Raw genomic sequence first — 24066 nt, forward strand, 5'->3', positions numbered from 1 at the left:
AGCTCCGATCGTCTCAGAAGCGCCAAATCAACGGGACGAGGAATACCGACACCACAAAGAACCAGATCAACAGCGGCAATCCGAGCTTCCAGTAATCGCTGAAGGCATAGCCGCCCGGACCCATGACCATCAGGTTGGTCGGCGTGGCGATCGGCGTCAGGAATGCCGCTGCAGCCGCCACAGCTGTGCTCATGAGCACGGGACGGGGCGAGATGCCCATCGCCGTGGCAGCTGCCACGCCGATCGGAATGACGATAAGCGCCGTTGCCGTATTGCTGATGAGCTGGCCCATGATCGCCGTCAGCACGAACAGGCCGGCAAGCAACGCGACCGGACCGGCATCGCCGACGAGGTTGACAAGATGTTCGGCCATCAGCTTTGCCGCCCCTGTTTGCACCATGGCCGTGGAAAGCGGCATCATTGCACCAACGAGAATAACCGTCGTCCAGCCGATGGCGCGATAGGCCTGCTCGACGCTCATGATTCCCGAAAGGACGATCGCACCGGCGGCGAGCAATCCAGCGACGGCTGGCGGCACAATTCCCGTTGCGAGGAGCAGCACCATTCCAATCAGGATGATGATGGCCTGGCGCGCGCCGGGGCCCATAGGAACTGCCTGTCGCCGCACCAGCTCGGGCGAGTTGACGACAAGAACGTCCGGATCATCGAGGTGAATGTCGAGGGCTTTCCAGGTTCCCTGCAGCAGCATGGTGTCACCGGCCCGCAGCTCAATTCCGCCGCCATCCTTGGCAGCGTCTCCGGCTACGATTTCCGAGCCGGCACGCTGCACCGCAAGCACGATCAGGTCGCCACTTTCGGTAACCATACCCGGGAAAACCTTTTCCCCGATGAGGCCTGAGCGCGGCGGAATGACAACTTCCGCCAGTCCCGAGCTGCGGTTGAACAACGTGTCCGCACCCTGCCCGGATGCCTTCTCATCTCGAAAAGCGAGATGCATCTGTGCCGCGAGCACCGCCGCCGCTTCAGACTCACCGCGTATCAGCAGATGGTCGCCCTCAGCCACCGCCCGGCGCAGCGGGCCAGCCGTTTCACCGTCCTGGATGGCAACTAGCTGCAACCCGGGATGCGCGGACAGGTCCAGTGACGAAGACGCCACGCCAACATAGGGCGAGCTTGCACGGACCCGCAACTGGTAGATTCCGCTGGCGAGCCCGTATTGCTCGACCAGCGTTTTGGCGTGACGGCTGAAATCGGCGGGCATGGTGGCGCCGTTGCGTTCGGGAAGCAGCTGCTTTCCAAACAGGATGATGATAGCCATGGTACCGGCCAGAAGCGGCACGCCAACGAGTGCAAATTCGAAGAAGCCGAATTCGCCAACACCGGCGTCAAGACCGGCATCGGAAACAAGCACGTTCACCGGAGTGCCCGTCAATGCAAGCATCGAGCCGGCATGGGCGGCGAACACCAGCGGCATGAGCAATTGCGACGAATTCCGCCTGAGGCGAACCGCAATGACAACCACGACAGGCAGGAGCGCCGCTACGGCGCCGTTGACACTGATCAGAGCGGTGAGCAGTGCGACCAGCGCCATTGTCAGAAGCAACAGCCGCGTCCGGCTCTCTTCGCCTGCGCCACGAATAAGCAACTGGCCTGCCCAAGCCGTCACCCCGGTGACCTCTAGTCCTGAACTGACAACGAAGAGCGACGCGATGAACACGACGGCGGGGTCACCAAAACCACCGAGCGCCTGGCCGATTGTCAGGACACCGCTCGCCCACAGCGCCAACGCGGTCAGCATGGATACGATGACAACCGGTAACTTATTCCAGACGAACAGAACGACGGCAACGGCAATGATGGTACCTGTGTACGCTATCGGGCTCAATCACTCAGCTCCTTGTTTGGCCTGCACGGGCCGTCCCACCCAATCGGACACGCCATAAATTGCTGCCACGCCGCCCCTTACGGAGAGTTCGCCTCAAGCCAATTGCCCGACATTGATAAGGGCTGCCATTGACCGCAGACCCCAGAGATTGACCACCTGTTGGCGGACGGCCCGCCAGACCATCAGTCATCGAGTGTCGCCATGAGCACGCCGATGCGGCAGCCTTTTTCAAACTCCGACAGGTTGACATACTCCTTGATGGTGTGGATCTCGGCCTGGCCGGAACCGATGGTGATGGTGGGAACACCGTGCTTGTCAAGCCAGTTTGCATCGAGTCCACCATTGGAGAATACAAAGACGGGCTTGATGCCGAGTGTCTCGAGCGCCCTGGCAGCGCGTTTCACGATGGGGCTGTCCTTTCCCAGTTCGAACGGTGGGTAGGATGCAACATGGCTGAATTTCAGCCCGGCCGTGTCACCCGTATCATCGGTGACTTCACTCTGCGCTTTGGTGAAGGCCTCCTCGTAACCCTTGGCGATCTTCGTAGCGAAGGCTGATTCTGGACTGCGCGCTTCTCCCTTGATGAAGGCGTAGTCGGTTACGACATTGGTTGCGTCGCCTGCAGGTTTGTTGTCCTTGCCACCGAAGATGCCGACATTGCTCGTTCCGCGGCCGTCTGACTTGACGACCTTGCCGAACCAGCCGGCCCGGCGTGCTTCGGCAAGGGCCATGGCCCCGACCATCGTCGCCGAGATACCCTTTTCAGGCGCGACGCCTGCATGTGATGCGCGGCCGGTAATTTCTGCTTCCCAGTTCTCCTGGCCAACCGCACCTATAATCAGGTCCGATGCCATCTGGCCATCGACATTGATGCACATGACCGCGCCGCCGAGATCGGCAGGGTTGAGCTCACGCGCACCATGCAGACCGCTTTCTTCGCGGACGGTGAACAGGAGCGTGATTGGCGGATGCGGCAGTTTGTTCTTGATAAGCGTTTCGGCAACCACGACGAGGACCGCGACCCCAGTCCGGGCGTCACCGCCGAGCGCAGTTGTGCCGTCAGAGACAATGCGGTCGCCCTCGCGACGCGGCTTGGCACCCGCACAGAGCGGCACGGTATCGAGGTGGGTGGAAAAGAGGAGCCGTGGTCCCGGCCGCGTCCCGGGCAGGTCCACAATCAGATTGCCTGTCTCGGTCGGCAACGGAATACGCTTGTTGGCGTCGTCGAAACGTATGGCCGACGCCGGTACGCCAACCTTCTTCAGAGCATCGCTGACGGCCGCTGCAATGTTGGCTTCCTGTCCGGTTATGCCTTCGACCGAGAGGAACCGCATCAGATGATCCTCCGCCGCTGCGACGTCGAGGGGAATAGAGTTGTTGCTCATGATGTCCATCCAATCATTCGAGTTTCAATCGCTGAGGTCCGCACTTCCTGCTACAGGCCCCACGGCAAGCCGAGAGCCTTCCAGACCGCAAAGAGCGCCGTCCACAGCACGAATATCAAAACAACATACGGTAACATCAGGGACACGATGGTACCGACGCCCGCGGACTTGTCGTATTTCTGGGCGAATCCGACCACGAGCGCAAAATAGGCATTGAGCGGAGTTATTGCGTTCATGGGCGAGTCGCCAACACGGTAGGCCGCAAGAACGGCTTCCGGCTCGACGCCGAGCTTCATCAACAGCGGGACGAAGACGGGCGCGAAGATCGCCCACTTGGCAATTGCGCCGGTCAGCAACAGGTCGATGATTGCGACCACCACGATGAAGCCGATCAGCAGCGGCAAGGCACCAATATTTGCAGCCTGCAGCGCTCCGGAAAGGCTGAGCGCCATGACCGTGCCTATGTTGGTATAGGTGAAGTAGGCGACGAACTGGCTTAGGACGAAAAACAGGAAGATCGTACCCCCCATGTTCTTGATGGACTTCTCGATTGCGGCGATCACCTCGGACAGTGTCCGCAAGGTGCCGGCGCCAATGCCATACGCCCACCCCGTTACCAGGAACATGAGCATGATGAGCGCGATGAGCCCGTTCATGAATGGCGAGTTGCCGATCAGTTCCCCGGTCTCGGGATTTCGCAATGGCGCGCCACTGGGGAGGGTCAACAGCAGGAACACCACCAGCAGGCCTATGAGGCCGTAGAGCGCAAACCTCAGACCGCGCGATTCCTGCTCCGACAAAACCGCTCCTTGATCTGGAACAGCTCCTTCAGCCGATGCCTCCGGTTTGTATTCCCCCAGTCGCGGCGAGATCATGCGATCGGTGATGAATGCTATGAGGAAGGTGAGGAAGATCACAGATGCGATGGAGAACCAGACATTCGACGCCAGTCCGATCGTCCGGTCGGGATCGACCAGCCGGGCCGCATCATTGGTAAATTCAACGAGCACGGCATCGAGTGGCTTGATCAGCATGTTGACGGTGAAAGCCCCCGCCACCGCCGCAAAACCGAGCGCCAGACCAGCGAGCGGATGCCGTCCGACTGCGAGATAGGCGACGCCGGCAAGCGGTATCAGGACCAGGTAACCGGCATCTGCTGCAATACTTGCAAGGATGCCGACGAATGCGAGAATATAGGTCAGCGCCCAACGCGGTGACACAATGACGAGTTTCCTTATCAGCGCCGTGACCAAGCCGGACTCCTCGGCTACACCTGCACCGATCATGGCGGCGATCATAAGCCCCACTGCAGTGAAACTCATGAAGTTCGGAATGAGCGAAGAATAAAGGAAGCGGATGCCTTCCACGTTCAGAAGGCTGCGTATTTCCGTCGAGGCGGTTTCGATCTCGTGCGTGTCGGGGTTTATGCGCTCAAAGCTGACCGCCGCCCCGAAGGCACCCAGAATGGCCGACAGAAGAATGACGATGCCGATCAGGATCAGGAAAATGATGACGGGATGGGGAACCATGTTTCCCACCCTCTCGACGCCATCCAGCAATCTTTGCATCACGGTCTTTGGCGCAGTACTGGCAGTGGTCATTTCATGTCTCCCGTTAAGTCAACCGGCTGGGCCTGAATGGTGAGGTGCAGATGGCGCGTTTTGTGGATGTGCTCAATTTGTGGTGGCCAAGACGGTGAGCCAATATCGATGTCGCGGAAGCTCCGCCAAAAGGTTGAAGAAGTCTTTGGTTGCTGTACCGCCCAAGATCGCATCGAGGTCCGATGCTGGCTTCCCTTCAGTCATGGCGCTTGCCAGCGACATGCCAAACGATGAAAACAGTTGCACCTCCTTCGTCCCCTGCGTGAAGGTCACCAGTCGTGCAGCCTGCGGTAGGTGCCGCATTCTACTGTTCTGAATATAGTGTCGCTCCAATTGTCTGTGATGGGCAGGGAATCCCAAAACCAAGCTTTCAGTTCAAATTTCCCGACTTTGAGCCCGTAATTTTGGCATGGCGACGTCACCGGGCTCAGCTCTTCGGCACGCTTAAAAATCCTCGCTGGTCAGAGGGTTACGTCCGAAAGCCAAGGCCTTTCTCGGATTAGACCTGTTGCGAAAGTCCCAGTACACAAATGGTGTCGCACATCGCTCCCTTCGCCGCCGAAATTGGGATTCAAAGCAGCGATTTGGGATTTCTGACCAATCACAAAGCTTGGACAGACGTTATAGTCGAAATGCCCCTCAGACACACGCTTTGTCCCATTTGGTATAGATTCCTGGAGTGCATGAGAATGCTGGTATCAGTGAACAGGTCGATGCGAAGGGTGCGCGCGCTGGGCGCGCTGTTTGGCTTTCTGATGGCGGGTGTCATGCTTGCCGGTTGCCGGGAGGCAGACAAGGAACCGGCTCCTGTTGTTCGCCCTGTCCGAACTGTCACGGTTGAGCAGCGCAAGCTCGACGACAGCGTCAGCCTTACCGGTCATATAGAGGCAGAAAACCAGGTGTCCTTTGCATTTAGGCTTGGCGGGCGGGTGATCGAACGTTTGGTCAATGTTGGCGACCAGGTTGAGCCAGGGCAAATCCTGGCCAGGCTCGATCCGCAGAACGAGATCAGTGCTCTGCGCACGGCGCAGGCAAATCTGGTCGCAGCAGAGGGCCAGCTGGTCAAAACCCAAAACGCGTTTGAACGCCAGGACGCCCTTTTGCAGAGGGGGTTTACGACCCGCGCGCAATTCGACGCCGCCCAACAGGCAGTGCGTGCGGCCCAATCACAGGTTGACAGCTCGCAAGCCCAGCTGGACAACGCCGAAGATCGCGTAGGTTTCACAGAACTGCATGCCGATGCCGCAGGCGCAGTCACCGCCGTCGGCGCGGAGCCGGGTGAGGTTGTTCAAGCAGGTCAAATGGTCCTGCAGGTTGCCCGGCAGGACGGTCGCGACGCCGTATTCGATGTCCCCGCACAGCTACTGCGACAGGCCCCGGAAACCGCCATCATAGACGTTGCCCTGACCGATGATCCAACGGTTAAGGCGACGGGCCGGGTCAGGGAAATCGCACCCCAGGCGGATCCGACAACACGCACGTTCCGCGTGCGCGTCGGCCTGACCGATACACCGGCGGCCATGCGGCTCGGATCGACGGTCACGGGCCGCGTGACGATGGCTTCATCGCCGGAGATAGCATTGCCCGCCTCAGCGCTGACCAAGTTCAACCAGCAACCCGCAGTGTGGATCGTGGATCAGGACAAGAAAACCGTTACAACGCGCAATGTCGAGATCCTGCGCTTCGACCCGGCCACGGTCATAATTTCCCAGGGCCTCAACCCCGGTGAGGTCGTCGTGACTGCCGGTGTTCAGGCCCTGCACGATGGCCAGGAAGTCCGCTTGCTCGGATCGACCCAATGAACGGCTTCAATCTGTCAGCATGGGCATTGAAAAGCCGCTCACTCGTCATCTATGCAATGATCGCGGTCGTAGTGGCCGGTGTTGCCGCCTTCATCAATCTCGGGCGCAACGAGGATCCGGCGTTCACGATTAAAACCATGGTCGTCAGGGCCGCCTGGCCCGGTGCGACGCTTGATGACACGCTGAAACAGGTCACCGAGCGACTGGAACGCAAGCTTCAGGAAATACCGGAAGTCGACTTCCTGCGCAGTTTTACCAATGCGGGCGTGACCACCATCTTCGTCAACTTGAAAGATGCGACCACATCGGCGGAAGTGCCGGATGTCTGGTATCAGGTACGCAAGAGCATCGGCGACATTCGCCCTACGCTGCCCTCCGGCATTGTCGGACCAGGCTTCGATGATGATTTCGGCGATACGTTCGGCATCATCTACGGTTTCACGGCGGATGGTTTCACCCAGCGCGAACTGGCCGATTACGTCGACGATGCCCGGTCGCGCCTGCTGCATGTGCCGGATGTTTCCAAGATCGATGTGCTTGGCGCCCAGCCGGAACGAATCTTCATCGAGTTCTCCACCGAGCAACTGGCCGGCCTTGGCATAGACAGGGCGGCGGTAATCGCGGCGCTACAGGCACAGAATGTGGTCAGCCCGTCTGGTATCCTGCGCACTTCGGACGAGAGACTGACACTGCGCGTCAGCGGAGCCTTTGATTCCGAGCAGGACCTGCGGGATCTCAATTTCGTTGCGAATGGACAACTCATCCGGCTGCAGGACATTGCCAACATCCACCGTGCCTATGCAGATCCGCCGCTACCAATGTTCCGTGTCAACGGCAAGCCTGCCATGGGACTGGCGGTTTCAATGCGCGAAGGCGGCGATATTCTGGCACTTGGTCGCAACATTACCGCCGCCATGAACGAGATCTCCGGGGATATGCCAATTGGCATCGATACCATTCTCGTGGCCAATCAGCCGCAGGTTGTCGATGACGCAATCGGTGATTTCACGACGTCGCTCTGGCAGGCAATTCTCATCATCATGGCAGTGAGCTTTATCAGCCTCGGCATCCGTGCCGGCACCGTCGTCGCCCTGGCCATTCCGCTCTCGCTCGCGATGGTCTTTGCGATCATGCAGATCGCAGGAATCGACCTGCAACGCGTATCGCTCGGTGCCTTGATTATTGCACTAAGCCTGCTCGTGGATGATGCCATGACGACCGTCGATTCCATGACGACGCGTCTGGCAGTTGGCGATGAAAAGGAAGAAGCCGCGAGCTTCACCTTCCGGACGCTGGCCGCGGCCATGCTGACGGGCACGCTCGTCACCGCAACGGGTTTCGTTCCAATCGGATTCGCGAGAAGTTCGGCTGGTGAATATACCTTCTCGATCTTCGCGGTCGTCAGCATTGCCCTGGTTGTCTCCTGGCTCGGCGCCGTGATCTTCTCGCCACTCCTCGGCGTCGCCCTACTCAAGAAACCGGATAACTCCGGACCCGGCAAACCATCCGTCATACTCGGTTTCTTCCGCCGCCTGCTCGTGGGTGCCTTGCGCATGCGCTGGCTGACCATCGGCGTGACGCTCGCCTGTTTCGTTCTTTCACTGCTGGCTCTTCCACTCGTGCCGCGACAATTTTTCCCGTCGTCGGATCGCCCGGAACTGCTTGTCGACATCAGGTTGCCGCAGAACGCGTCGATCGAGGCCAGCCAGAAGGCTTCCGACGTGTTGGACGCCCTTCTGAAGGATGATCCGGACGTCGCCCACTGGAGCACCAATGTCGGGCGCGGCGCCATTCGTTTCTATCTTCCGCTCAATGTTGAATTGCCCAACGAGTTCTTCTCGCAGGCGGTCGTCGTGGCGAAGGATGTGCCCGGCCGCGAGCGGCTGCGCGAGCGGCTGGAACAGGAACTGGCGGAAAAGGTGCCGAGCGCCATTTCGCGTGTCTCGCTGCTTGAACTCGGACCGCCAGTGGGTTGGCCGGTGCAGTATCGTGTGAGTGGTCCCGATCCGAACGAGGTGCGGGAAATCGCCCAGCGCCTGGCCCAGGTGATGGGCGGAAACTCGCAACTCAAGCGCATCAATTTCGACTGGATAGAACCCGCGCGGACGATCCGCGTTCATATTGACCAGGACCAGGCGCGCCTGCTGGGCCTCAGTTCTCAGGCCTTGGCCACTGCACTCAACACCGTGGTGTCCGGGACCGCTGTCACCCAGGTGCGCGATGAAATCTATCTGATCGATGTCGTCGTCCGCTCGACCGATGAGCAGCGCGTCTCGCTCGACAATCTGCGCACACTGCAGTTCCCACTTCCCAATGGCCGCACCGTTCCGCTGAGCCAGTTCGCCACTTTCGAAGTCGATCAGGAATTCCCAGTGATCTGGCGACGTGACCGGATGCCTACACTCACCGTTCAGGCAGATGTCAGCGCCGGTTCGTCGCCGGAAGCACTCGTCCAGGAAATGGAACCGGAGATCGAGAAGTTGAATGCCGGCCTGACCGGCTCCTATCGTATCGTTCCGGGTGGTACGGTTGAGGAAAGCGCCAAATCACAGGCTTCGGTCATCGCCGTGGTTCCGGTCATGCTGTTCCTGATGATCACAATTCTCATGATCCAGTTGAGGAGTTTCAGCCGACTGTTTCTCGTTTTGAGTGTTGTGCCTATGGGGTTGATCGGTGTCGTGGGCTCGCTGTTCATCTTCAACAGGCCTTTGGGATTTGTGGCAATTCTGGGGATTCTGTCCCTGCTCGGATTGATCGCAAAGAATGCCGTTATCCTGATAGAGCAGATCGAGACCGAGCGGGCAAAGGGGACAGATGTGTGGAATGCGGTCATAGACGCCACGGTATCGCGCTTCCGCCCCATCATGCTGACAGCCATCTCCACGGTTCTCGGCATGATTCCGATCGCCTGGACCATATTCTGGGGACCAATGGCGATTGCAATCATGGGTGGATTGCTGGTGGCAACTGTTCTGACCCTGATCTTCCTGCCTGCCCTGTACGTGGCCTCATTTCGAGTCAAGGAACCGAATACCAAAAGCGCCACCGTACAGCCCGTTTCACACAACCCGGCCTAGGCTGAAGCGCAAGACGAGGTTCGATTGCCAGTCACAAATATCGAGTTCCCAGGTTTTGTCAGTCTGACCATTGCGATTGTCGTTTTCTTTATCGGCGCAGGGCTGAACGGCAAGATTGCCGCATTGCGCCGGTGGAATATCCCGGAAGCCGTCACCGGGGGTCTGCTCGCAGCCCTTGCTACGTTACTTGCCTATCGTGTTCTGGGAATTGCGATCTCATTCGACCTCGCCGCACGGGACCTGCTGCTCCTGTATTTCTTTACCGGGATTGGCCTCAACGCACGCCTGGCTGACCTCATCGCTGGCGGCAAACCCCTTGTCATCCTGCTTTCGCTGACCCTGGTCTTTCTCGTCATCCAGAATCTCATTGCCGCCGGCAGCACCGCCGCCCTTGGATTGCCCGAAGGTATTACCGCGCTCCTCGGTTCCGCATCGCTGATCGGTGGCCACGGTACGACGATTGCCTGGGCACCGATACTTGCCGACCGGTTCGGCCTTACCAATGCCATGGAAATTGGCGTGGCGGCAGCGACGCTCGGTCTGGTCATTGCGAGCCTTGTCGGTGGTCCGGTCGCAGGTCTCCTGATCGCACGCTACCAGCTCAAGGGGCCTGAGGCTGCTCCATCCATAGGAATGCCGGACGATCAGGCGGTCGAAGAGGATCTCAATCACATCACTCTGCTGCGCACGATCCTGGTCCTCAATGTCGCGGTCCTCGTAGGCTACACGGTCGACGAGCTGCTAGCCGACCTGGGGTTTCGCCTGCCCCTCTTCGTTGCCTGTCTGCTGACGGCGATTGTCATGACCAATGTCATTCCGCGGATCATGCCGAACATGTTCTGGCCGACCCGCACGTCCGCACTGGCGCTTGTCTCCGACCTGTCGCTGAGCATTTTCCTGGCAATGTCGCTGATGAGCATGCAGCTCTGGACGCTTGGCGGGCTGGGGCCATCTCTTCTGCTTGTCCTGGCGCTCCAGACCGTTGCCGCAATCGCCTATATACTTTTCGTTGTGTTCCCGCTCATGGGGCGGAATTACGACGCTGCGGTGATTGCCGGGGGATTCAGCGGCATAAGCCTTGGGGCAACGCCGACAGCCATCGCCAACATGACAGCCATTACGAAGGTCCACGGCGCAGCGCCGCTGGCTTTCATCATCCTGCCGCTTGTTTCGGCATTCTTCATCGACATCGCGAATGCCTTCGCGATCGGTTTTCTCGTCAATTGAGCGGGCAGGTCACACCCAGGCTATCGCCTCCTGCTGATGCGGCGCATGTCAACGATGCGGCCGTCCCTTTGCCTGATCGCAATCTCGAACCGGGTGCCGCCGCGCCAGGCTCGGTAGACAAAGAAGCGGCTACGGCAATCGATGCGACGGATATCGCGGAAGCCTCGATTGCGAAGCCGTCTTTCGCCTTCCGAACAGGAGATTCCCCTGCCACTGCTGACGCTTGAACCGATGTTGATGGTAACGCTGGCAGCGCTCGCTGCGCTTGGCAGCGCCACGGGAGTGAGGAGGAGGCTGCTCGCAACAACAAGAAAGACCCATACCGATTTAAGCAAGATAAACTCCAAGGTCCATTTAAACCATGTTGGCGGTGCTTGTCGCCCAACCAACTGTGAGACCACACTAGGTGAAAAGCAACGCAATTGCCAAAGGATCCGTGCGATGAACTATTGGATGGTTAATATCCGCGTGACACCCATTCAAATTGACTTCACTATTCAACGGCATAGCAGGTCAACACCGTCGGTCCGGGGGAAGCGGGTTTGAAAGCTTACATGTCAGTCCTCGCAAAATCGTTTTCCGCCATTGGTCTCCTTGTCGGCATACTTTTCTTTGCCGCATCCCTCACGCCCAGCCTCATGCCGCGCTCCTATCTCGTGCAGGGCGCATTGTCCGGATTTTGTGCGGCGCTCGGCTATGGCGTGGGCGTGGCGATGGTATGGCTATGGCGCTATCTGGAAATTCCCGCGCCTTCCCGGCGCATCCAGAGAGGCGCCAAATGGGTCGCGGTCATCCTGTGCATCGCAATAGCAGGCATCTTCCTTTGGAAGGCAGCCGAATGGCAGAACACCGTGCGCAGCCTGATGGGGCTCGGGCCGGTCGAAAGCGTCGAGCCGATCGAACTTGCAGTGATCGCGCTTGTCGTTTTTCTGGTTGTCATCATGCTTGCCCGCCTCTTCAGGCACACATTCCGTCTGTTTTCGCGCTGGTTGAACCGCCTCGTGCCGCGCCGCGTATCCAAGGTCATTGGCGGTGTTCTCGCGGTTGCACTTTTCTGGTCGGTAGCCCAGGGTGTCCTGTTCAAGGTCGTCCTGCGGATGGTCGATACATCCTTTCGCGAACTCGATGCCAGGATCGATGATGGTTCACCCCGCCCGTCAGACCCACTCAGACCCGGTGGCCCAGGTTCACTCCTCGACTGGCAGGACCTCGGACGGCAGGGGCGTGCCTTCATTGCAACCGGACCTACCGGCGCGCAGATCGGCAGTTTTTTCAACACCAGGGCGCTTGATCCCATTCGCGTCTATGTCGGGCTGAATTCTGCCGAAACCGTGGAGGAGCGAGCGCATCTTGCCCTTGAAGAATTGAAACGCGACGGCGGGTTTGATCGATCGGCCCTGATCGTTATCGTGCCGACGGGAACCGGATGGGTTGATCCCGAGGGCATCGATACAGTCGAGTACCTGCACCATGGCGACATTGCCAGCGTCGCCATGCAATATTCCTATCTCAGCAGTTGGCTGTCCCTGCTTGTCGAACCGGGCTATGGCTCGGAAGCAGGCCAGGCACTCTTTCGCGAAGTATATCGCCACTGGACTACGTTACCGCGTGACAGCCGGCCCAAGCTGTATCTGTACGGGTTGAGTCTTGGCGCGATGAATTCTGAACTGTCGGCTCACCTCTACGATATCATCGGCGACCCGTTCCAGGGCGCCCTGTGGAGTGGGCCACCCTTCCAGAGCCGCATCTGGAACTCCGTGACTGTCGGCCGAAATCCTGGTTCGCCAGCATGGCTCCCACAGTTTCGCGACGGTTCCATCATACGGTTTACCAACCAGAACAATGCGCTGGACCTACCCGGTGCGGTCTGGGGGCCGCTTCGCATTGTCTACCTCCAATATGCAAGCGATCCCGTGACGTTCTTTGATTTTCATGCGCTCTACCGGGAACCGGAATGGATGAAGGTCCCGCGCGGTCCGGACGTGTCGCCGAGCCTGCGCTGGATACCCGGGGTGACGATGCTGCAGCTGCTTTTCGATATGGCGATCGCAACGACATCGCCAATGGGATACGGCCACGTGTATGCGCCCGAACACTATATCGATGGCTGGATGGCAGTTACCGATCCGCAGGGCCTCCAGCAGGGTGATGTTGACCGGCTGAAGGCATTTTTCATCCAACAGTCGCGGAGCGACGATAATCCACCGCCGAGCGATTGACCATGCGCAGAGCATGCGTTGGGTTTCGGAAGAAAAAGAAACGCGATGCATGGCTGTGGGATTCACTGCTAATCTCTTGGACGCGCTGGGCAAGATATAGTTTTTCCAGCCCGTCCCGCCGTTAATCACCACCCATGAAGAACTGGAGGCAACATGTCTGATCTTATTGTGATCGTATACCCCACGGAAGCAAAAGCCGAAGAGGTGCGCCATCGCCTCGTCGAACTCCAGAAAGAATATCTGATCACGCTCGGAGATGCCGTGATCGCAACCAAGACGGACGCCGGCAAAATCAAGCTCAACCAGATGGTGAGCACGACGGCAGCCGGCGCGGTATCCGGCAGTTTTTGGGGTCTCTTGATTGGCGTGCTCTTTCTCAATCCGCTGATCGGTGCCGCGGTGGGGGCCGCGTCGGGGGCCCTTGGCGGGGCCTTGATGGATGTCGGCATCAACGACAACTTCATGAAGGAGCTCGCCGCCAATATCCAACCTGGAAACGCAGCATTGTTCGTGCTTGTGCAGTCGATGACAGCCGACAAGGTGCTGAAGGATATCTCCGGTTACGGTGGTGTCGTGCTCAAGACGTCACTGGACGAAACCAAGGAGCAGGTGCTGCGCGAAGCTCTGCAAAAGCACACATCGTGACGCCTTGGGTACAGCAGCCTCGACCATCCCGATGATCATCGGGGTGGTCGGCGGAGCACTGCCGAAGCCGCATCGTCGGCGATGCCGATTGCAAGGGCGATGGCACGACATACCGGTTTGGAGTAAGGGGCGGATGACCAAGGCATGGCTGTTCACGATGCAAAACCGATGATTGGCTACCTTGCAACCGGCATCCTCGTTCTCGCGCTGCTCCGCCTGGGCCAGACAATCTTCGTCCCGCTCGTCTTCGCCTTGTTCATCATTGCACTCGTTGCGCCGCTCCAGGTCAGGTTGCAGCGCTGGATGCCCCAGCTGCTTGCGCTGCTCGTGACACTCTCGGCCACGATCGTCATCATCATGGCCGTTGGATCCTCGGTGGCCTGGGGCCTGAGCAGACTTGGTCAGTGGCTATTCGTGAATGCGCGCAAATTCCAGGATGTCTATGTGCACTGGACCGATTGGCTCGAGGAACACGGGATTGCAATTGCGGGCCCCCTCGCCGATCGTTTTGACGTGACATGGCTGGTCGGCTTCACTCAGGGACTGGCCGGGCGTCTCAATAGTTTCGCAGGATTTGCGCTGCTGGTCTTTGTTTTCGTCATGCTCGGTCTCCTGGAGATCGAGGATTTCAACAGGCGCCTTCGCTCAGCCGCCCTGCAGCCGCATGGTATGAACATGCTTCATGCAAACAGCGACATATCGAGGAAATTGCGCCGGTTCATGCTTGTACGGACGTTCGCCAGCATCCTGACCGGCCTGATCGTGTGGGCCTTTGCATATATCGCCGGCCTCGAGCTGGCCGCAGCCTGGGGCGCAATCGCCTTCACTCTCAACTACATACCATTCCTCGGGCCGTTCGTTGCAACTGTCCTTCCGACGCTTTTCGCCATAGGCCAGTTTGATTCCTGGCAGATGGCCCTTGCCGTCTTCGCCGGACTGAACCTGATCCAATTCCTGATCGGGAGCTACCTTGAACCATTGCTGATCGGGACATCGTTGGCGATCTCGCCGTTCGCCGTCATCTTTTCGGTGTTCTTCTGGAGCTTCATGTGGGGCGTGCCGGGAGCATTCCTTGGCGTTCCCATACTCATCGCATTCATCATCTATTGTGAGAAATCGCCAAGAGCAAAATGGATAGCCGTTTTGCTGTCTGCGAAGGCTCCCGACTAATCCGGCAAAGCTTCCAACTGAATTCAAGCGGTTCCAGGCAGAGAGTCCACAAGTTGTGCAAAGCGTTTCGTAACTGTTACGTACTGAACAGGCAGCCTTCGTTGTGTCATACTATACAGAACCTGCAGCTGTAACTGCGCGATTTCCACTTCGGTGACTTATTGGAGTAGCAATGACTGCACTTCCCCAAGCAAAAATGGATCGAAGCAACAAGTCCAGCTCTAGCACAGAGGAAATTCCACCCGTCTACACGTCGTTCGGTTACGACGAATGGTGAAATCATGAACGCTCATGATCATAACTTGACATCGAATGCGCCACTCGATCAGAACCTCGCCCAGGCAGCCGCGGCGAACGCTGCCGCCGGCCCTCCATCAAAAGCAACGCCGCCATCTTGCAGCACATCCGTACCTGCCTTCAAGTTTGACACCCGGGGCGTACCGCTCGAGCATCAGTATGACTCGTGGCGCAACAGCTTCTCGTCAATGCTCGAGTTCAGCGAGAGGAAAGACCGGTCAAGTGGCTTTGAGGGAAAGCAAGTCGTCTGGGATCTTGGCAATCTGGCGTTCTCCCGGATCAGGACGAGCGCGCTGGAATTTGCCAGTGTACCCGGGCATACGCGCAGGCAGGCGCTTGACCACTGGACTCTGACCCTTCCGCTCGACGGAACCATCAGCACAGACGGTCCGGCGGGAAGCTTTGAGGGCGGAACCGGCATAATTCAGGTCCATTCGCTTGGCCGGTGGTTCGAAGGACACGTAACAGACAGCGAAATGCTCATGCTGTTTGTTCCGCGTGACTTCTGCCCGGAGGCTGCCCATATCCTCAGCGCTTCGGAGTTTTCCACGATTGATACGGCGATGGGCAGGCTGCTGTCCGATTACTTTATCGGATTGGCCAAGCGGTTGCCATCTGTGGAGGCATCGAACCTCCCCGAAGTCGTGAGCGCCACGCAGGCGATGATCCGAGCATGCATATTGCCATCCCGCGACAGTATCGAGGAGGCGCAGGCACCCATCGCTCGCGTTCTGCTTGAAAAGGCCCGAGGGATCGTGCGCTCGAAATTGTTCGATCCGACATTCGACGCCAAGGCCCTGTGTCGCGATCTCGCGATTTCACGTACAGGCCTTTATCGGATGTTCGAGCCGTTCGGGGGTGTCATGCATTATCTGCAGCACCAGCGCCTCCTCGATGCACACGCAGCATTGGCGGATCCGAACGACAAACGCCGTATTATCGAGATTGCCGAGCAGCGTTGCTTTAGCGATGGCGCAGAATTCAGCCGAGCCTTCAAGAGGGAGTTCGGCTACACCCCAAGCGAAGTCAGAGCTGGCCGCAAGAGCAGTGTTCCGCAAAGATCCGCTAGCGAGCTTACAGCGGTTGCCCCCGAGGAACGGCTTGGCTTGCTCCTGCGCAAGCTGCACGGCTGATCCGGGTGTTCAATGATGCGCGATGACGACGTGAACGAGCGACTGAGAAAACTCGGCGTGAATGTTGGCCCCTTCACGTTCACGGTATTGTTGCTGATCGGCGTTGTCGTTGCGATGGGGCTTGGTTGGCTGTTGTACTAGCGCCCGCCGACGTCCTTGGTTGCTGGAGGGTGTTGATTCCAATGTTTGATGATGATGACTGGAAGCTGGCCATTGAGGATACGAGATTTCGGCAGAACGCCATCGTTGCCCTCATCTATTCAAGCAACAACCAGGCTCTAGGCCTTCTCCGACTGTTTTCCGTTATAGCCCTTGCCACGGCGACCGGTACTGTCACGTCGCTGGCAGCCGGCGAATTCTCGACAACCGTCGGATGGGAGCTTGCATCGCTGACACTGATTCTCGTGTGGTCGTCCTGGCAGTGCTTCCGAGCCCTGGAAGTAGGGGACATCGACCTGCCTGGTCGTGACGCCGAATTTTGGCTCCTTGCCGCCGACAGCGGAAACGACCGCCCCACCTTCTCTCGCCGTTACCTCGAGGTTTTCCGGGAACGGTACCGGACGAACCGGAGGGTAAGCGAGCGGCAGGCCCGCGCGCTCAGAAGGGCAAAGCTGGGAGGAATCATAGCCCCACTCGTCGGCATTGCCGTAGGTACGATCTTGGGGTTCTTTCAATTAAGTCCGCTTTGAGCTTCCGTACGATCGCTCACTGTGGCATTGGTCGTGGTGGCGAATTGGATATTTACACCCTGTGTTCAGTCGAAGCGTCTTGATACTGCGGACTATCATACTGGGACTCATGGCGAGTGGTGTAGCGTCATGTGCGTCTCCGGCCCGTGGCGTCCTGTCGCCCGTGACCCCTCCGCCATCCAATACGGCGAAAGTCGATCTTCTGGTCGCGACGACCCGCGCCCCCACGTCGGAGAGGGGGGTCTTCTTTACGGGGGAACGCGGCAGCGATCTCAGTCTCGCAAACGTCGTCGTCTCAATTCCGCCCAATCGCCGGCCGGGCACGATCCAGTGGCCGCGCCGCCTGCCGGGCGATCCAGAACGAAGCTTTGTGACCACGGCAGTTGACACCATCAATGTGGGCGACATTCGAACCTGGTATCGATCGCATGCGACGAGCGGCAGGCGTGTTCTGATTTTCGTCCATGGGTTCAACACCCGCTTCGAGGACGCGGTCTTTCGTTTCGCGCAGATCGTTCACGATTCGCGGGCCGAGGTGACTCCCGTCCTGTTTACCTGGCCATCGAGAGGTGCCCTGCTTGACTATAATTACGATCGGGAAAGCACCAATTTTTCACGATCGGAATTGGGCTACGTCATCCAGCAGGCGGTCAAGAGCCCGGATGTGTCCGAGATCACGATCGTGGCTCATTCGATGGGAAGCTGGCCCGTGATGGAAGCACTGCGTGACATGGCGATGCAGGACCGGCGGATTTCACCCAAGATTACGGACGTCGTTCTCGCCTCGCCGGATCTCGATATCGATGTCTTCCGCAAACAGCTCATCGATATCGGGCAGGATCGCCCGCATATTTCGATATTCGTATCGGCGAATGATCGGGCGCTTCGGCTTTCCCGGCTGATATCGGGTCAGATGACACGGGTGGGTGCTGTCGACCTTACAAATGCTGCTTACAAGGCCCAGCTCGAGGAGGCATCCGGAATTACGGTGTACGATCTCACTGCGCTGCGCAATGGCGACAGTCTGAACCACGCCCAGTTCGCCACCAGTCCCGAGGTCGTCCGCCTCTTCGGCGAGCGGCTGCTGCGGGGTCAATCGCTTTCCGACGCGGACCCCGGTTTACCCGGCAATTTTGGTGCAACCGCTATCGAAGCCGGCCAGACGATCGGGACGGCGACGGGTGTCGCCCTGAGCGCGCCCATCCGTATTTTTGAAGGCGCCGTGCGTCGATAGCCAGATGCCTGTTCATGGATGCCGCTCGATAAGTGGTCATTGCCACCGGTCGCGCAGAAACGTATTCTCACATCCGTGCTTGGTTGGATGCAGGCCAGGGCAGGTTCGTCAGGAGGTCACTATGTTGCGTGGCGCTACGGCTATCATCGTTGCCATCGTCCTGGCCCTGGTGGCCTGGAAACTCGTACTTGCATACATGATCCACCAATAGCCCGCTTGCTGTCGCAGCGGCGGGAGGTGCTGCATTGGACGTCTTCCCTCACTTCGAGGAAAACCGATGAACGCCATATTGTTCGCCATCGCCAGCATTCCGATCGCCATTCTGCTTGCGCTTCTTCTCAAGCGCTTCCAGATCGGCGAAAGCACAACCTTCATAGCCTTGCTGCTCCTGCCGCTCGGCGTATGGGGCATAGCTTCGGGCGCAATAAGCGAGTTCTCAGCCGGTGGCGTCGGACTGAAATTTCGCGAGGCCGCCAATGCAGAAGTCAGGACATTGCCGCTGACCGCCATCGTGGAAGACTTCCAGATGGTGGAAAAAGGTGGGTTGTCGGCGATCGAAAGCTTCACCCGCACCATTACACCCGGCAAGCCCATTGCCCTTACCCTGCAGCTTGGCCGGCCGGGCTATTACGTGCCGTCCGCAATCGTCAGCTACTTGCAGGCATTGTCGAGCTTCGATCCGGAGCTGACCCTCGTCGTGACGGATGCGGCGGGGAAATTCGCAGCCGCCGCTGACGGACGGGCCGTCCTAAATTTCCTCACAAGCCAGAACAATGCGTCGGAGGCCGAACAACGCTTCCGGGAGGCCATCGACTTTGCCGATGCGAGCAAGCTTCTGCAGATACCCGGGTTTACCAATGCGGCTATTGCAGCGGACGCAACCAACGCCGACGCGTTGACCAAAATGGATGAGACGACGAGGCGAACTCTGGTTGCACTGGACGCTGAAGGCAAACCGACCGGCATTGCCAAGCGCGATGCCATTGTAACCCACCTTCTCGTGCAACTCACCTCCGGCAGCCCACGATGAAGCTTGCCACCTACTGAATGCGGAAGGGCACCGTAAAGCTTTGCCGCGAAACCGTGACCTCGTCTGGCGCGGAGGGAACCGGTGAAGCACGCCGAACTGTGTCCAGTACGCTTTGATCGAGCTGCGGCGAGCCAGAACTGCCGACGACGCTGGCAGACACAATGTCGCCCTGACGCGTTACGACAAATCGTACGCTAACCGTACCCTCACCGCTGGTTCGTGCCCGTTTTGCACGGCGCGCCAGATAGGCCTCAACTCTCGATTGCCATTTAGCAGCCTGTCTCGCCGTCGCCGCACTCGATGCCGCCGGGCGCTGCGTTACCTCGCGCGGCGTCTCGTCCCTCACCGTACCAGTCGGCCTCTCCGGCCTGCGCTCAGCTTTCTCGACAGGCTTTTTCGGAGCGTCGGGATTGCGGGCTTCCGGTCGCATCGCGGGCAACGGCACTTCGACATTCGGCAGTTCGACCACTTCCTCTGTCGGCTCATCCAGGGGCGCGGCCTCTTCGGGTGCGGGCGCTACCGCTTCGGCAATGTCGGGTTCCGGTTGGTCCTGGGTGATTTCTTCAACCGGCTGGGTCAGCTCTTCCGGCTCCGGCTGTATTTCCTGTACGGGTTCAGGCGCTGCCGCCTCCTGCTCCACGGGCTCGGGGGCAACTTCCTCCGGTTCGATCGGTGCCTCTTCAATGACCGGTTGCGCCATCACCGGCGCAGGAAGCGGCTCCATGTCGATCATGATCGCAGCAGCAATCTCGCCGGCGGGCTCACTCGCCTGATGGTTCTGGATATACCAGCCCCCCCCAGCATGAAGGCAAATTACGATGAGGCCCGCGCCGGACCAAAGACCGATCTCGCGCCAGTCAGGACTGAGGAACCCGCGCTTTGGTGGCGTTATCCGCGCGTGCATTACTGCGGATTTCCGGCAGGTGCCGCTGCAGGAGCGCCCTGTACTGCGGGTGCGCTTTCAAGCCCGACCAAGGCAATCTTGAGATACCCGTTGTCCCGCAAGCCATTCATGAGATCCATGAGCGAGCCGTAGTCGACCGCCTTGTCCGCGCGCAGGAAAATACGCGTTTCCTTGTTGGCCTGGGTTCGTTGATCCAGAAAGCCGCCAAGCGTTTCGGGCGTCAGGATGTCATTGCCAATGGCAATCGAACGATCTTCCTTCAGCGTGAGCCAGACCGGTTGGTCCGGACGCGGGGTCGGTGTTGCTGTCGAAGCGGGCAAATCGACATTGATATCGACTGTAGCCAACGGCGCGGCCACCATGAAAATGATGAGCAGTACCAGCATGACATCGATGAACGGCGTCACGTTGATCTCATGGTTTTCCTGCAGGTCATCGTCCGAGATATTGTGCTTGATGCCACCAGCCATGACAGGCCCCTACTCTGCTGCCGCAGCGCGCCGCGTCTGTGTTTTTGGGACCGAAGCGAAATCCACGTCGCGGCTGACCAGCCGTTCGACACCAGCCGACGCATCGGCGAGCAACTGTCTGTAGCCGGTGATCGACCGGGCGAATACGTTGTAGATCACCACTGCCGGAATTGCGGCCACAAGGCCGAGTGCGGTCGCGAGCAAGGCCTCGGCGATCCCGGGCGCAACGATGGCAAGGTTGGTCGTCTGTGATTGCGAGATACCGATGAAGGAGTTCATGATACCCCATACGGTACCAAAGAGACCAACAAAGGGTGCGGTCGATCCGATGGTTGCCAGCACACCTGTGCCCCGGCTCATGCGGCGACCCGCCTGTGCCTCGATGCGCGCAAGCCGCGAAGAAACGCGCTCTTTCAGACCATCCGCACTGGCGTGACCTTGCACATCAAGGGACAGGCGCACCTCTTCGCGGGCGGCTTGGACAAGCATCACACCGGGGCCCCCCTTCCCGTCAAGCGCGCTTTCGGCATCGGCAAGTGTGCGGGCATTGCCTATGGCCCGCAACGCGCGGTACGCACGCAACCTTGCACCGGCCAATTCAAGCGTCTTTGCAAGCCAGACCGTCCAGGTAACGAGCGAGGCGAAGGCGAGACCAATCATGACGCCTTTGACCACCCAATCCGCCGCCAAGAACATGCCCCATGGCGAAAGGTTATGCGGCAAATTTCCTGCGGCGACCTGACCAGTCTGCGCAGGTGTCACGGCTGTTGTTGGGGCGGCCTCGAGTTCAGGTTGCGGTGTCGGCTGCGGGGCAATTTCCGACTGCGCAGCAGGTGCCTGTTCCTGGCCTTGCGCGACCGAATAGGGCGCCATGCAGGCGAGCAGCAGGCAACCAAGTGCCCCTACCCTCAAATGTGCCATGGTCCTGCCGGCTGTCGAATGCCTGTTCGGCCTTGCTCGCATCGCTCCGCAATCCTTCAATAGGTTCACCGCGGGAGACCTGGATAGTTCCAATTGAAACCAGGTTCCGCATGCGCGGCGCATCTTCGTTCGAGAGCGGCTTAGTATTTATGAGTAAAACAATCAACTATTTTTTAACCCGCCGGCACACCCATTATCAATGCGTGGAACCTAGACAATGCCCCAGGCACGATAACGTCCCCTGCCCGTCATTTCGCGGATACCCAGTTCCGCGATGAGATTGAGGGCCCCACGCTGCGTGACCTTCAACTCCTTTGAAATGAGTGTTGTCGATACCATGGGGCGCGACAGAACGAGCTCGATCATGCCCGGCAAACTCGAGGTGGACCGGCGATCCTTCAGCTTCCTCTCCATCTGCATCCGCGCCAGCGCGAGGCGTTCGACTTCCTTCAGGTTGGTCGTGCTCGACACCTGTACAGCTTCCAGGAAGGCGACCAGGCGAGTGGTGCGATCGCGTGCCCTCCTGCGGTCCCGCGGGATGGTGCGCAATCCCGCGTTCAGAGCGGCAAGATGCGCTTTGGTTTTGCCGCGTTCCCTTAGCAACGCGGCGACAAGCATAGGGCCGAGCCAGTGTTGATGTTGCAGTGGCTCTATATCTTCCCATGCGTCCCAGACGACTGCCGCTGCAAGGAGCGGCGGTAGGTCGCGCGCGCGGTCATGGATCGCGAGCCATTGCTCCATCCGCGCCTCTTCATCCCATTGCGGATCGTAAACCAGCGGATCGCCATCGGGCGTCGCGGCGGTGGAAACCCGCTCTGTGTCCCCCCTCCCCTTCCTGTCGTATGCTGCTGCCGCCGGCTGCCCAAGCAGAAAGGTCGAACGATCAAGTAAAGCGTCGAGCCTGGCTAACTCATCTTCAAAATCGGCTTCCGCCTGCGATCGGGCCTCGCCGTCAGGGGGTGTCATGGCCTTGGTCTCAGGGGCGCGTTCAAGCGGTACGACCGCAGTTTCCAAAAGTCCGCGCCCTCGCAAACTGGCAAGGCCCTTTGGACTGAGCGCCCACGCAGGCGGGTTTCCGGCGATCTGACGCCGGCTTCTCAGGATGGCGTGAGCCCGCGTCAATTCGTGCGTGGGGGTTCGAATATCCATACGGGCATCGTGCAGGACCAGATCCTCCACATGCACGAGCTCGCCCGCCAGCCACAAGGCATTGCATGCTTCCATGAAGTGGGCACGCGCGAGCCACCCGTCATTTTCACGCAAAAGCCCCTCTCGCGACCGGCGGGCATCTGTCTCCGCAAAATCGCTCTTTCGTCCCAGCCGGTCATCAAGTCGGGCCAGCGCATCTTCTGCCGCAACCAAGGGCTGAAGCAGAAGCTTGAGGGATAAATCATGAGAATCATAAACCATTGAAAACATGGTAAACGATTGATGAAGCGGAAGATATATGGGATTTAACTTCCACTGCCCGGTGCAACGGTTTTGCCCGAACTCTTCGTAAGTGAATCATAGGTGTGGAAGTCAGATCATTAATAGACGCTTTTTCGGAGTTAGCCAACCACAACCGTCGCCCTTCCAGGCACGCGATTATAAAGATCGATAATATCCTGGTTGATCAGGCGTACGCAGCCGGACGACATGGACTGTCCGATGGACCACCATTCTGGCGAACCATGAATTCGGTACCCCGTATCAACGCCATCCTTGAAAATATAGAGCGCGCGGGCGCCGAGCGGATTCTGCGGGCCCGGCTCCATGCCGTTTTCAAACTTGGCAAGCTCCGGCTTGCGCTGGATCATTTCACGGGGCGGCGTCCAGCGCGGCCACTCCTTCTTGTACTGGATATTGGCCCGGCCGTTCCAGAGGAAGCCCGCTTTGCCTATGCCCACACCGTACCGAATGGCATCGCCACCGGGCTGCACGAGATAGAGATACCGCTCCTGCAAACGCACGACGATGGTCCCCGGCTGCTCTCCTGTTGGATCGACAACAATCTGACGACGGAACTGCGCCGGAATTTTTTCATACGGAACTGCAGGCAGTGCGTACGGACCTTCCTGGACCGCCGCATACATCACATCCGGCACAGTCACGGATTTATCGATGCTGATCTGTGGGCGAATGCCACTGGTCGGCATCGGGTCGATGTTCATCTCCGGCAGCTCCAAGGTTGTCTGCGTGCAACCTGAAGCGCCTAGCACCGCCACGGATCCAGCACCGAGGATAAGCTGGCGGCGGGATATTTGAGGCATCTGCAATTGATGTGGGACTGCCCGTTTACGCTTGAACAATTTGGTACTCGCTTACAAAATGGCAATTGCTCGGACTGTATGGAATTGTGGTTTACAAAATATGAACCTGGCAGATAGCGGTTTACCTAGCGATCCAATGTCCTGCGGTTGACAGCTGTCAACTG

Annotated in this window: 20 protein-coding genes; 11 read left to right on the forward strand and 9 right to left on the reverse strand. The window is 58.9% G+C overall.

The annotated features are described in order from the left end of the window. Window positions 1-13 precede the first annotated feature (13 nt). The 3 genes from K9U38_RS14625 to K9U38_RS14635 form a co-directional block, all read right to left on the reverse strand. Complete coding sequence (locus K9U38_RS14625) at window positions 14-1846, reverse strand: SLC13 family permease (protein ID WP_224495073.1); 1833 nt, start codon at window positions 1844-1846, stop codon at window positions 14-16. 182 nt (window positions 1847-2028) lie between these two features. After that, window positions 2029-3231, reverse strand: a complete 1203-nt coding sequence (locus tag K9U38_RS14630; protein WP_370631946.1) for a M20/M25/M40 family metallo-hydrolase — start codon at window positions 3229-3231, stop codon at window positions 2029-2031. A gap of 50 nt (window positions 3232-3281) precedes the next feature. After that, window positions 3282-4832: an AbgT family transporter gene (locus K9U38_RS14635; RefSeq protein WP_224495075.1), complete on the reverse strand. Its 1551-nt coding sequence runs from the start codon at window positions 4830-4832 to the stop codon at window positions 3282-3284. Between the two features lie 689 nt (window positions 4833-5521). Here K9U38_RS14635 and K9U38_RS14640 point away from each other — a divergent pair. Genes K9U38_RS14640 through gltS form a run of 3 tightly spaced genes read left to right on the forward strand, consistent with a single transcriptional unit; the run spans window position 5522 to window position 10938 of the window. Continuing rightward, complete coding sequence (locus tag K9U38_RS14640; protein ID WP_370631947.1) at window positions 5522-6634, forward strand: efflux RND transporter periplasmic adaptor subunit; 1113 nt, start codon at window positions 5522-5524, stop codon at window positions 6632-6634. Then, complete coding sequence (locus tag K9U38_RS14645) at window positions 6631-9711, forward strand: efflux RND transporter permease subunit (RefSeq protein WP_224495076.1); 3081 nt, start codon at window positions 6631-6633, stop codon at window positions 9709-9711. Before K9U38_RS14640 ends, K9U38_RS14645 begins: the two co-directional genes overlap by 4 nt. 24 nt (window positions 9712-9735) lie before the next feature. Next, window positions 9736-10938: a sodium/glutamate symporter gene (gene gltS / locus K9U38_RS14650; protein WP_224495077.1), complete on the forward strand. Its 1203-nt coding sequence runs from the start codon at window positions 9736-9738 to the stop codon at window positions 10936-10938. Window positions 10939-10958: 20 nt separating this feature from the next. Here gltS and K9U38_RS14655 read toward each other — a convergent pair whose 3' ends face one another. After that, window positions 10959-11273, reverse strand: coding sequence for a hypothetical protein (locus tag K9U38_RS14655; protein ID WP_224495078.1), 315 nt, complete (start codon window positions 11271-11273; stop codon window positions 10959-10961). A 219-nt stretch (window positions 11274-11492) separates the two neighbouring features. On the opposite strand from K9U38_RS14655, the gene K9U38_RS14660 reads away from it, so the two are divergent. The 8 genes from K9U38_RS14660 to K9U38_RS14690 all read left to right on the forward strand — a co-directional run bounded on the left by K9U38_RS14660 (window position 11493) and on the right by K9U38_RS14690 (window position 19355). Then, complete coding sequence (locus K9U38_RS14660) at window positions 11493-13157, forward strand: alpha/beta hydrolase (RefSeq protein ID WP_224495079.1); 1665 nt, start codon at window positions 11493-11495, stop codon at window positions 13155-13157. A 153-nt stretch (window positions 13158-13310) separates the two neighbouring features. Continuing rightward, window positions 13311-13802, forward strand: a complete 492-nt coding sequence (locus K9U38_RS14665) for a DUF1269 domain-containing protein (protein ID WP_224495080.1) — start codon at window positions 13311-13313, stop codon at window positions 13800-13802. Window positions 13803-13946: 144 nt separating this feature from the next. Then, complete coding sequence (locus K9U38_RS14670; protein WP_224495081.1) at window positions 13947-14972, forward strand: AI-2E family transporter; 1026 nt, start codon at window positions 13947-13949, stop codon at window positions 14970-14972. Between the two features lie 281 nt (window positions 14973-15253). Then, window positions 15254-16402 carry a helix-turn-helix domain-containing protein gene (locus K9U38_RS14675; RefSeq protein WP_224495082.1) on the forward strand — a complete coding sequence of 383 codons (1149 nt, stop codon included), beginning with the start codon at window positions 15254-15256 and terminating at the stop codon, window positions 16400-16402. 15 nt (window positions 16403-16417) lie between these two features. Beyond that, complete coding sequence (locus K9U38_RS22040) at window positions 16418-16543, forward strand: hypothetical protein (protein ID WP_255607277.1); 126 nt, start codon at window positions 16418-16420, stop codon at window positions 16541-16543. Between the two features lie 41 nt (window positions 16544-16584). Continuing rightward, window positions 16585-17091, forward strand: coding sequence for a hypothetical protein (locus tag K9U38_RS14680; protein WP_224495083.1), 507 nt, complete (start codon window positions 16585-16587; stop codon window positions 17089-17091). Between the two features lie 109 nt (window positions 17092-17200). Further along, complete coding sequence (locus tag K9U38_RS14685; protein WP_224495084.1) at window positions 17201-18325, forward strand: alpha/beta hydrolase; 1125 nt, start codon at window positions 17201-17203, stop codon at window positions 18323-18325. Window positions 18326-18602: 277 nt separating this feature from the next. Beyond that, window positions 18603-19355 carry a hypothetical protein gene (locus tag K9U38_RS14690; protein WP_224495085.1) on the forward strand — a complete coding sequence of 251 codons (753 nt, stop codon included), beginning with the start codon at window positions 18603-18605 and terminating at the stop codon, window positions 19353-19355. Window positions 19356-19365: 10 nt separating this feature from the next. Here K9U38_RS14690 and K9U38_RS14695 read toward each other — a convergent pair whose 3' ends face one another. The 5 genes from K9U38_RS14695 to K9U38_RS14715 all read right to left on the reverse strand — a co-directional run bounded on the left by K9U38_RS14695 (window position 19366) and on the right by K9U38_RS14715 (window position 23902). Next, complete coding sequence (locus K9U38_RS14695) at window positions 19366-20259, reverse strand: TonB family protein (RefSeq protein WP_224495086.1); 894 nt, start codon at window positions 20257-20259, stop codon at window positions 19366-19368. Beyond that, on the reverse strand, window positions 20259-20729 hold the full coding sequence (exbD, locus tag K9U38_RS14700) for a TonB system transport protein ExbD (RefSeq protein WP_224495087.1): 471 nt from the start codon (window positions 20727-20729) through the stop codon (window positions 20259-20261). The genes K9U38_RS14695 and exbD overlap by 1 nt, the downstream gene beginning before the upstream one ends. Before the next feature lie 9 nt (window positions 20730-20738). After that, on the reverse strand, window positions 20739-21650 hold the full coding sequence (gene exbB / locus K9U38_RS14705) for a tonB-system energizer ExbB (RefSeq protein ID WP_224495088.1): 912 nt from the start codon (window positions 21648-21650) through the stop codon (window positions 20739-20741). Window positions 21651-21860: 210 nt separating this feature from the next. After that, window positions 21861-23069 (reverse strand): RHE_PE00001 family protein, encoded by a 1209-nt coding sequence (locus K9U38_RS14710; RefSeq protein WP_370631948.1) that lies wholly within the window; start codon window positions 23067-23069, stop codon window positions 21861-21863. A gap of 131 nt (window positions 23070-23200) precedes the next feature. Further along, the gene (locus tag K9U38_RS14715) at window positions 23201-23902 is read right to left on the reverse strand and encodes a L,D-transpeptidase (protein ID WP_224495138.1); all 702 of its coding nucleotides are present in this window, start codon (window positions 23900-23902) and stop codon (window positions 23201-23203) included. Window positions 23903-24066: the final 164 nt, after the last annotated feature.

The sequence above is a fragment of the Phyllobacterium lublinensis genome (assembly GCF_020164435.1).
Classification (GTDB): Bacteria; Pseudomonadota; Alphaproteobacteria; order Rhizobiales; family Rhizobiaceae; genus Phyllobacterium; species Phyllobacterium lublinensis.

Bases quoted from the DNA above. Each gene is read 5' to 3' on its own strand.
- K9U38_RS14630 (WP_370631946.1), bottom strand. From the start codon at position 3,231: ATGAGCAACAACTCTATTCCCCTCGACGTCGCAGCGGCGGAGGATCAT.
- K9U38_RS14635 (WP_224495075.1), bottom strand. From the start codon at position 4,832: ATGACCACTGCCAGTACTGCGCCAAAGACCGTGATGCAAAGATTGCTG.
- K9U38_RS14640 (WP_370631947.1), top strand. From the start codon at position 5,522: ATGCTGGTATCAGTGAACAGGTCGATGCGAAGGGTGCGCGCGCTGGGC.
- K9U38_RS14645 (WP_224495076.1), top strand. From the start codon at position 6,631: ATGAACGGCTTCAATCTGTCAGCATGGGCATTGAAAAGCCGCTCACTC.
- K9U38_RS14660 (WP_224495079.1), top strand. From the start codon at position 11,493: ATGTCAGTCCTCGCAAAATCGTTTTCCGCCATTGGTCTCCTTGTCGGC.
- K9U38_RS14665 (WP_224495080.1), top strand. From the start codon at position 13,311: ATGTCTGATCTTATTGTGATCGTATACCCCACGGAAGCAAAAGCCGAA.
- K9U38_RS14670 (WP_224495081.1), top strand. From the start codon at position 13,947: ATGGCTGTTCACGATGCAAAACCGATGATTGGCTACCTTGCAACCGGC.
- K9U38_RS14675 (WP_224495082.1), top strand. From the start codon at position 15,254: ATGAACGCTCATGATCATAACTTGACATCGAATGCGCCACTCGATCAG.
- K9U38_RS22040 (WP_255607277.1), top strand. From the start codon at position 16,418: ATGCGCGATGACGACGTGAACGAGCGACTGAGAAAACTCGGCGTGAAT.
- K9U38_RS14680 (WP_224495083.1), top strand. From the start codon at position 16,585: ATGTTTGATGATGATGACTGGAAGCTGGCCATTGAGGATACGAGATTT.
- K9U38_RS14685 (WP_224495084.1), top strand. From the start codon at position 17,201: ATGGCGAGTGGTGTAGCGTCATGTGCGTCTCCGGCCCGTGGCGTCCTG.
- K9U38_RS14690 (WP_224495085.1), top strand. From the start codon at position 18,603: ATGAACGCCATATTGTTCGCCATCGCCAGCATTCCGATCGCCATTCTG.
- K9U38_RS14695 (WP_224495086.1), bottom strand. From the start codon at position 20,259: ATGCACGCGCGGATAACGCCACCAAAGCGCGGGTTCCTCAGTCCTGAC.
- exbD (WP_224495087.1), bottom strand. From the start codon at position 20,729: ATGGCTGGTGGCATCAAGCACAATATCTCGGACGATGACCTGCAGGAA.
- exbB (WP_224495088.1), bottom strand. From the start codon at position 21,650: ATGGCACATTTGAGGGTAGGGGCACTTGGTTGCCTGCTGCTCGCCTGC.
- K9U38_RS14710 (WP_370631948.1), bottom strand. From the start codon at position 23,069: ATGTTTTCAATGGTTTATGATTCTCATGATTTATCCCTCAAGCTTCTG.
- K9U38_RS14715 (WP_224495138.1), bottom strand. From the start codon at position 23,902: ATGCCTCAAATATCCCGCCGCCAGCTTATCCTCGGTGCTGGATCCGTG.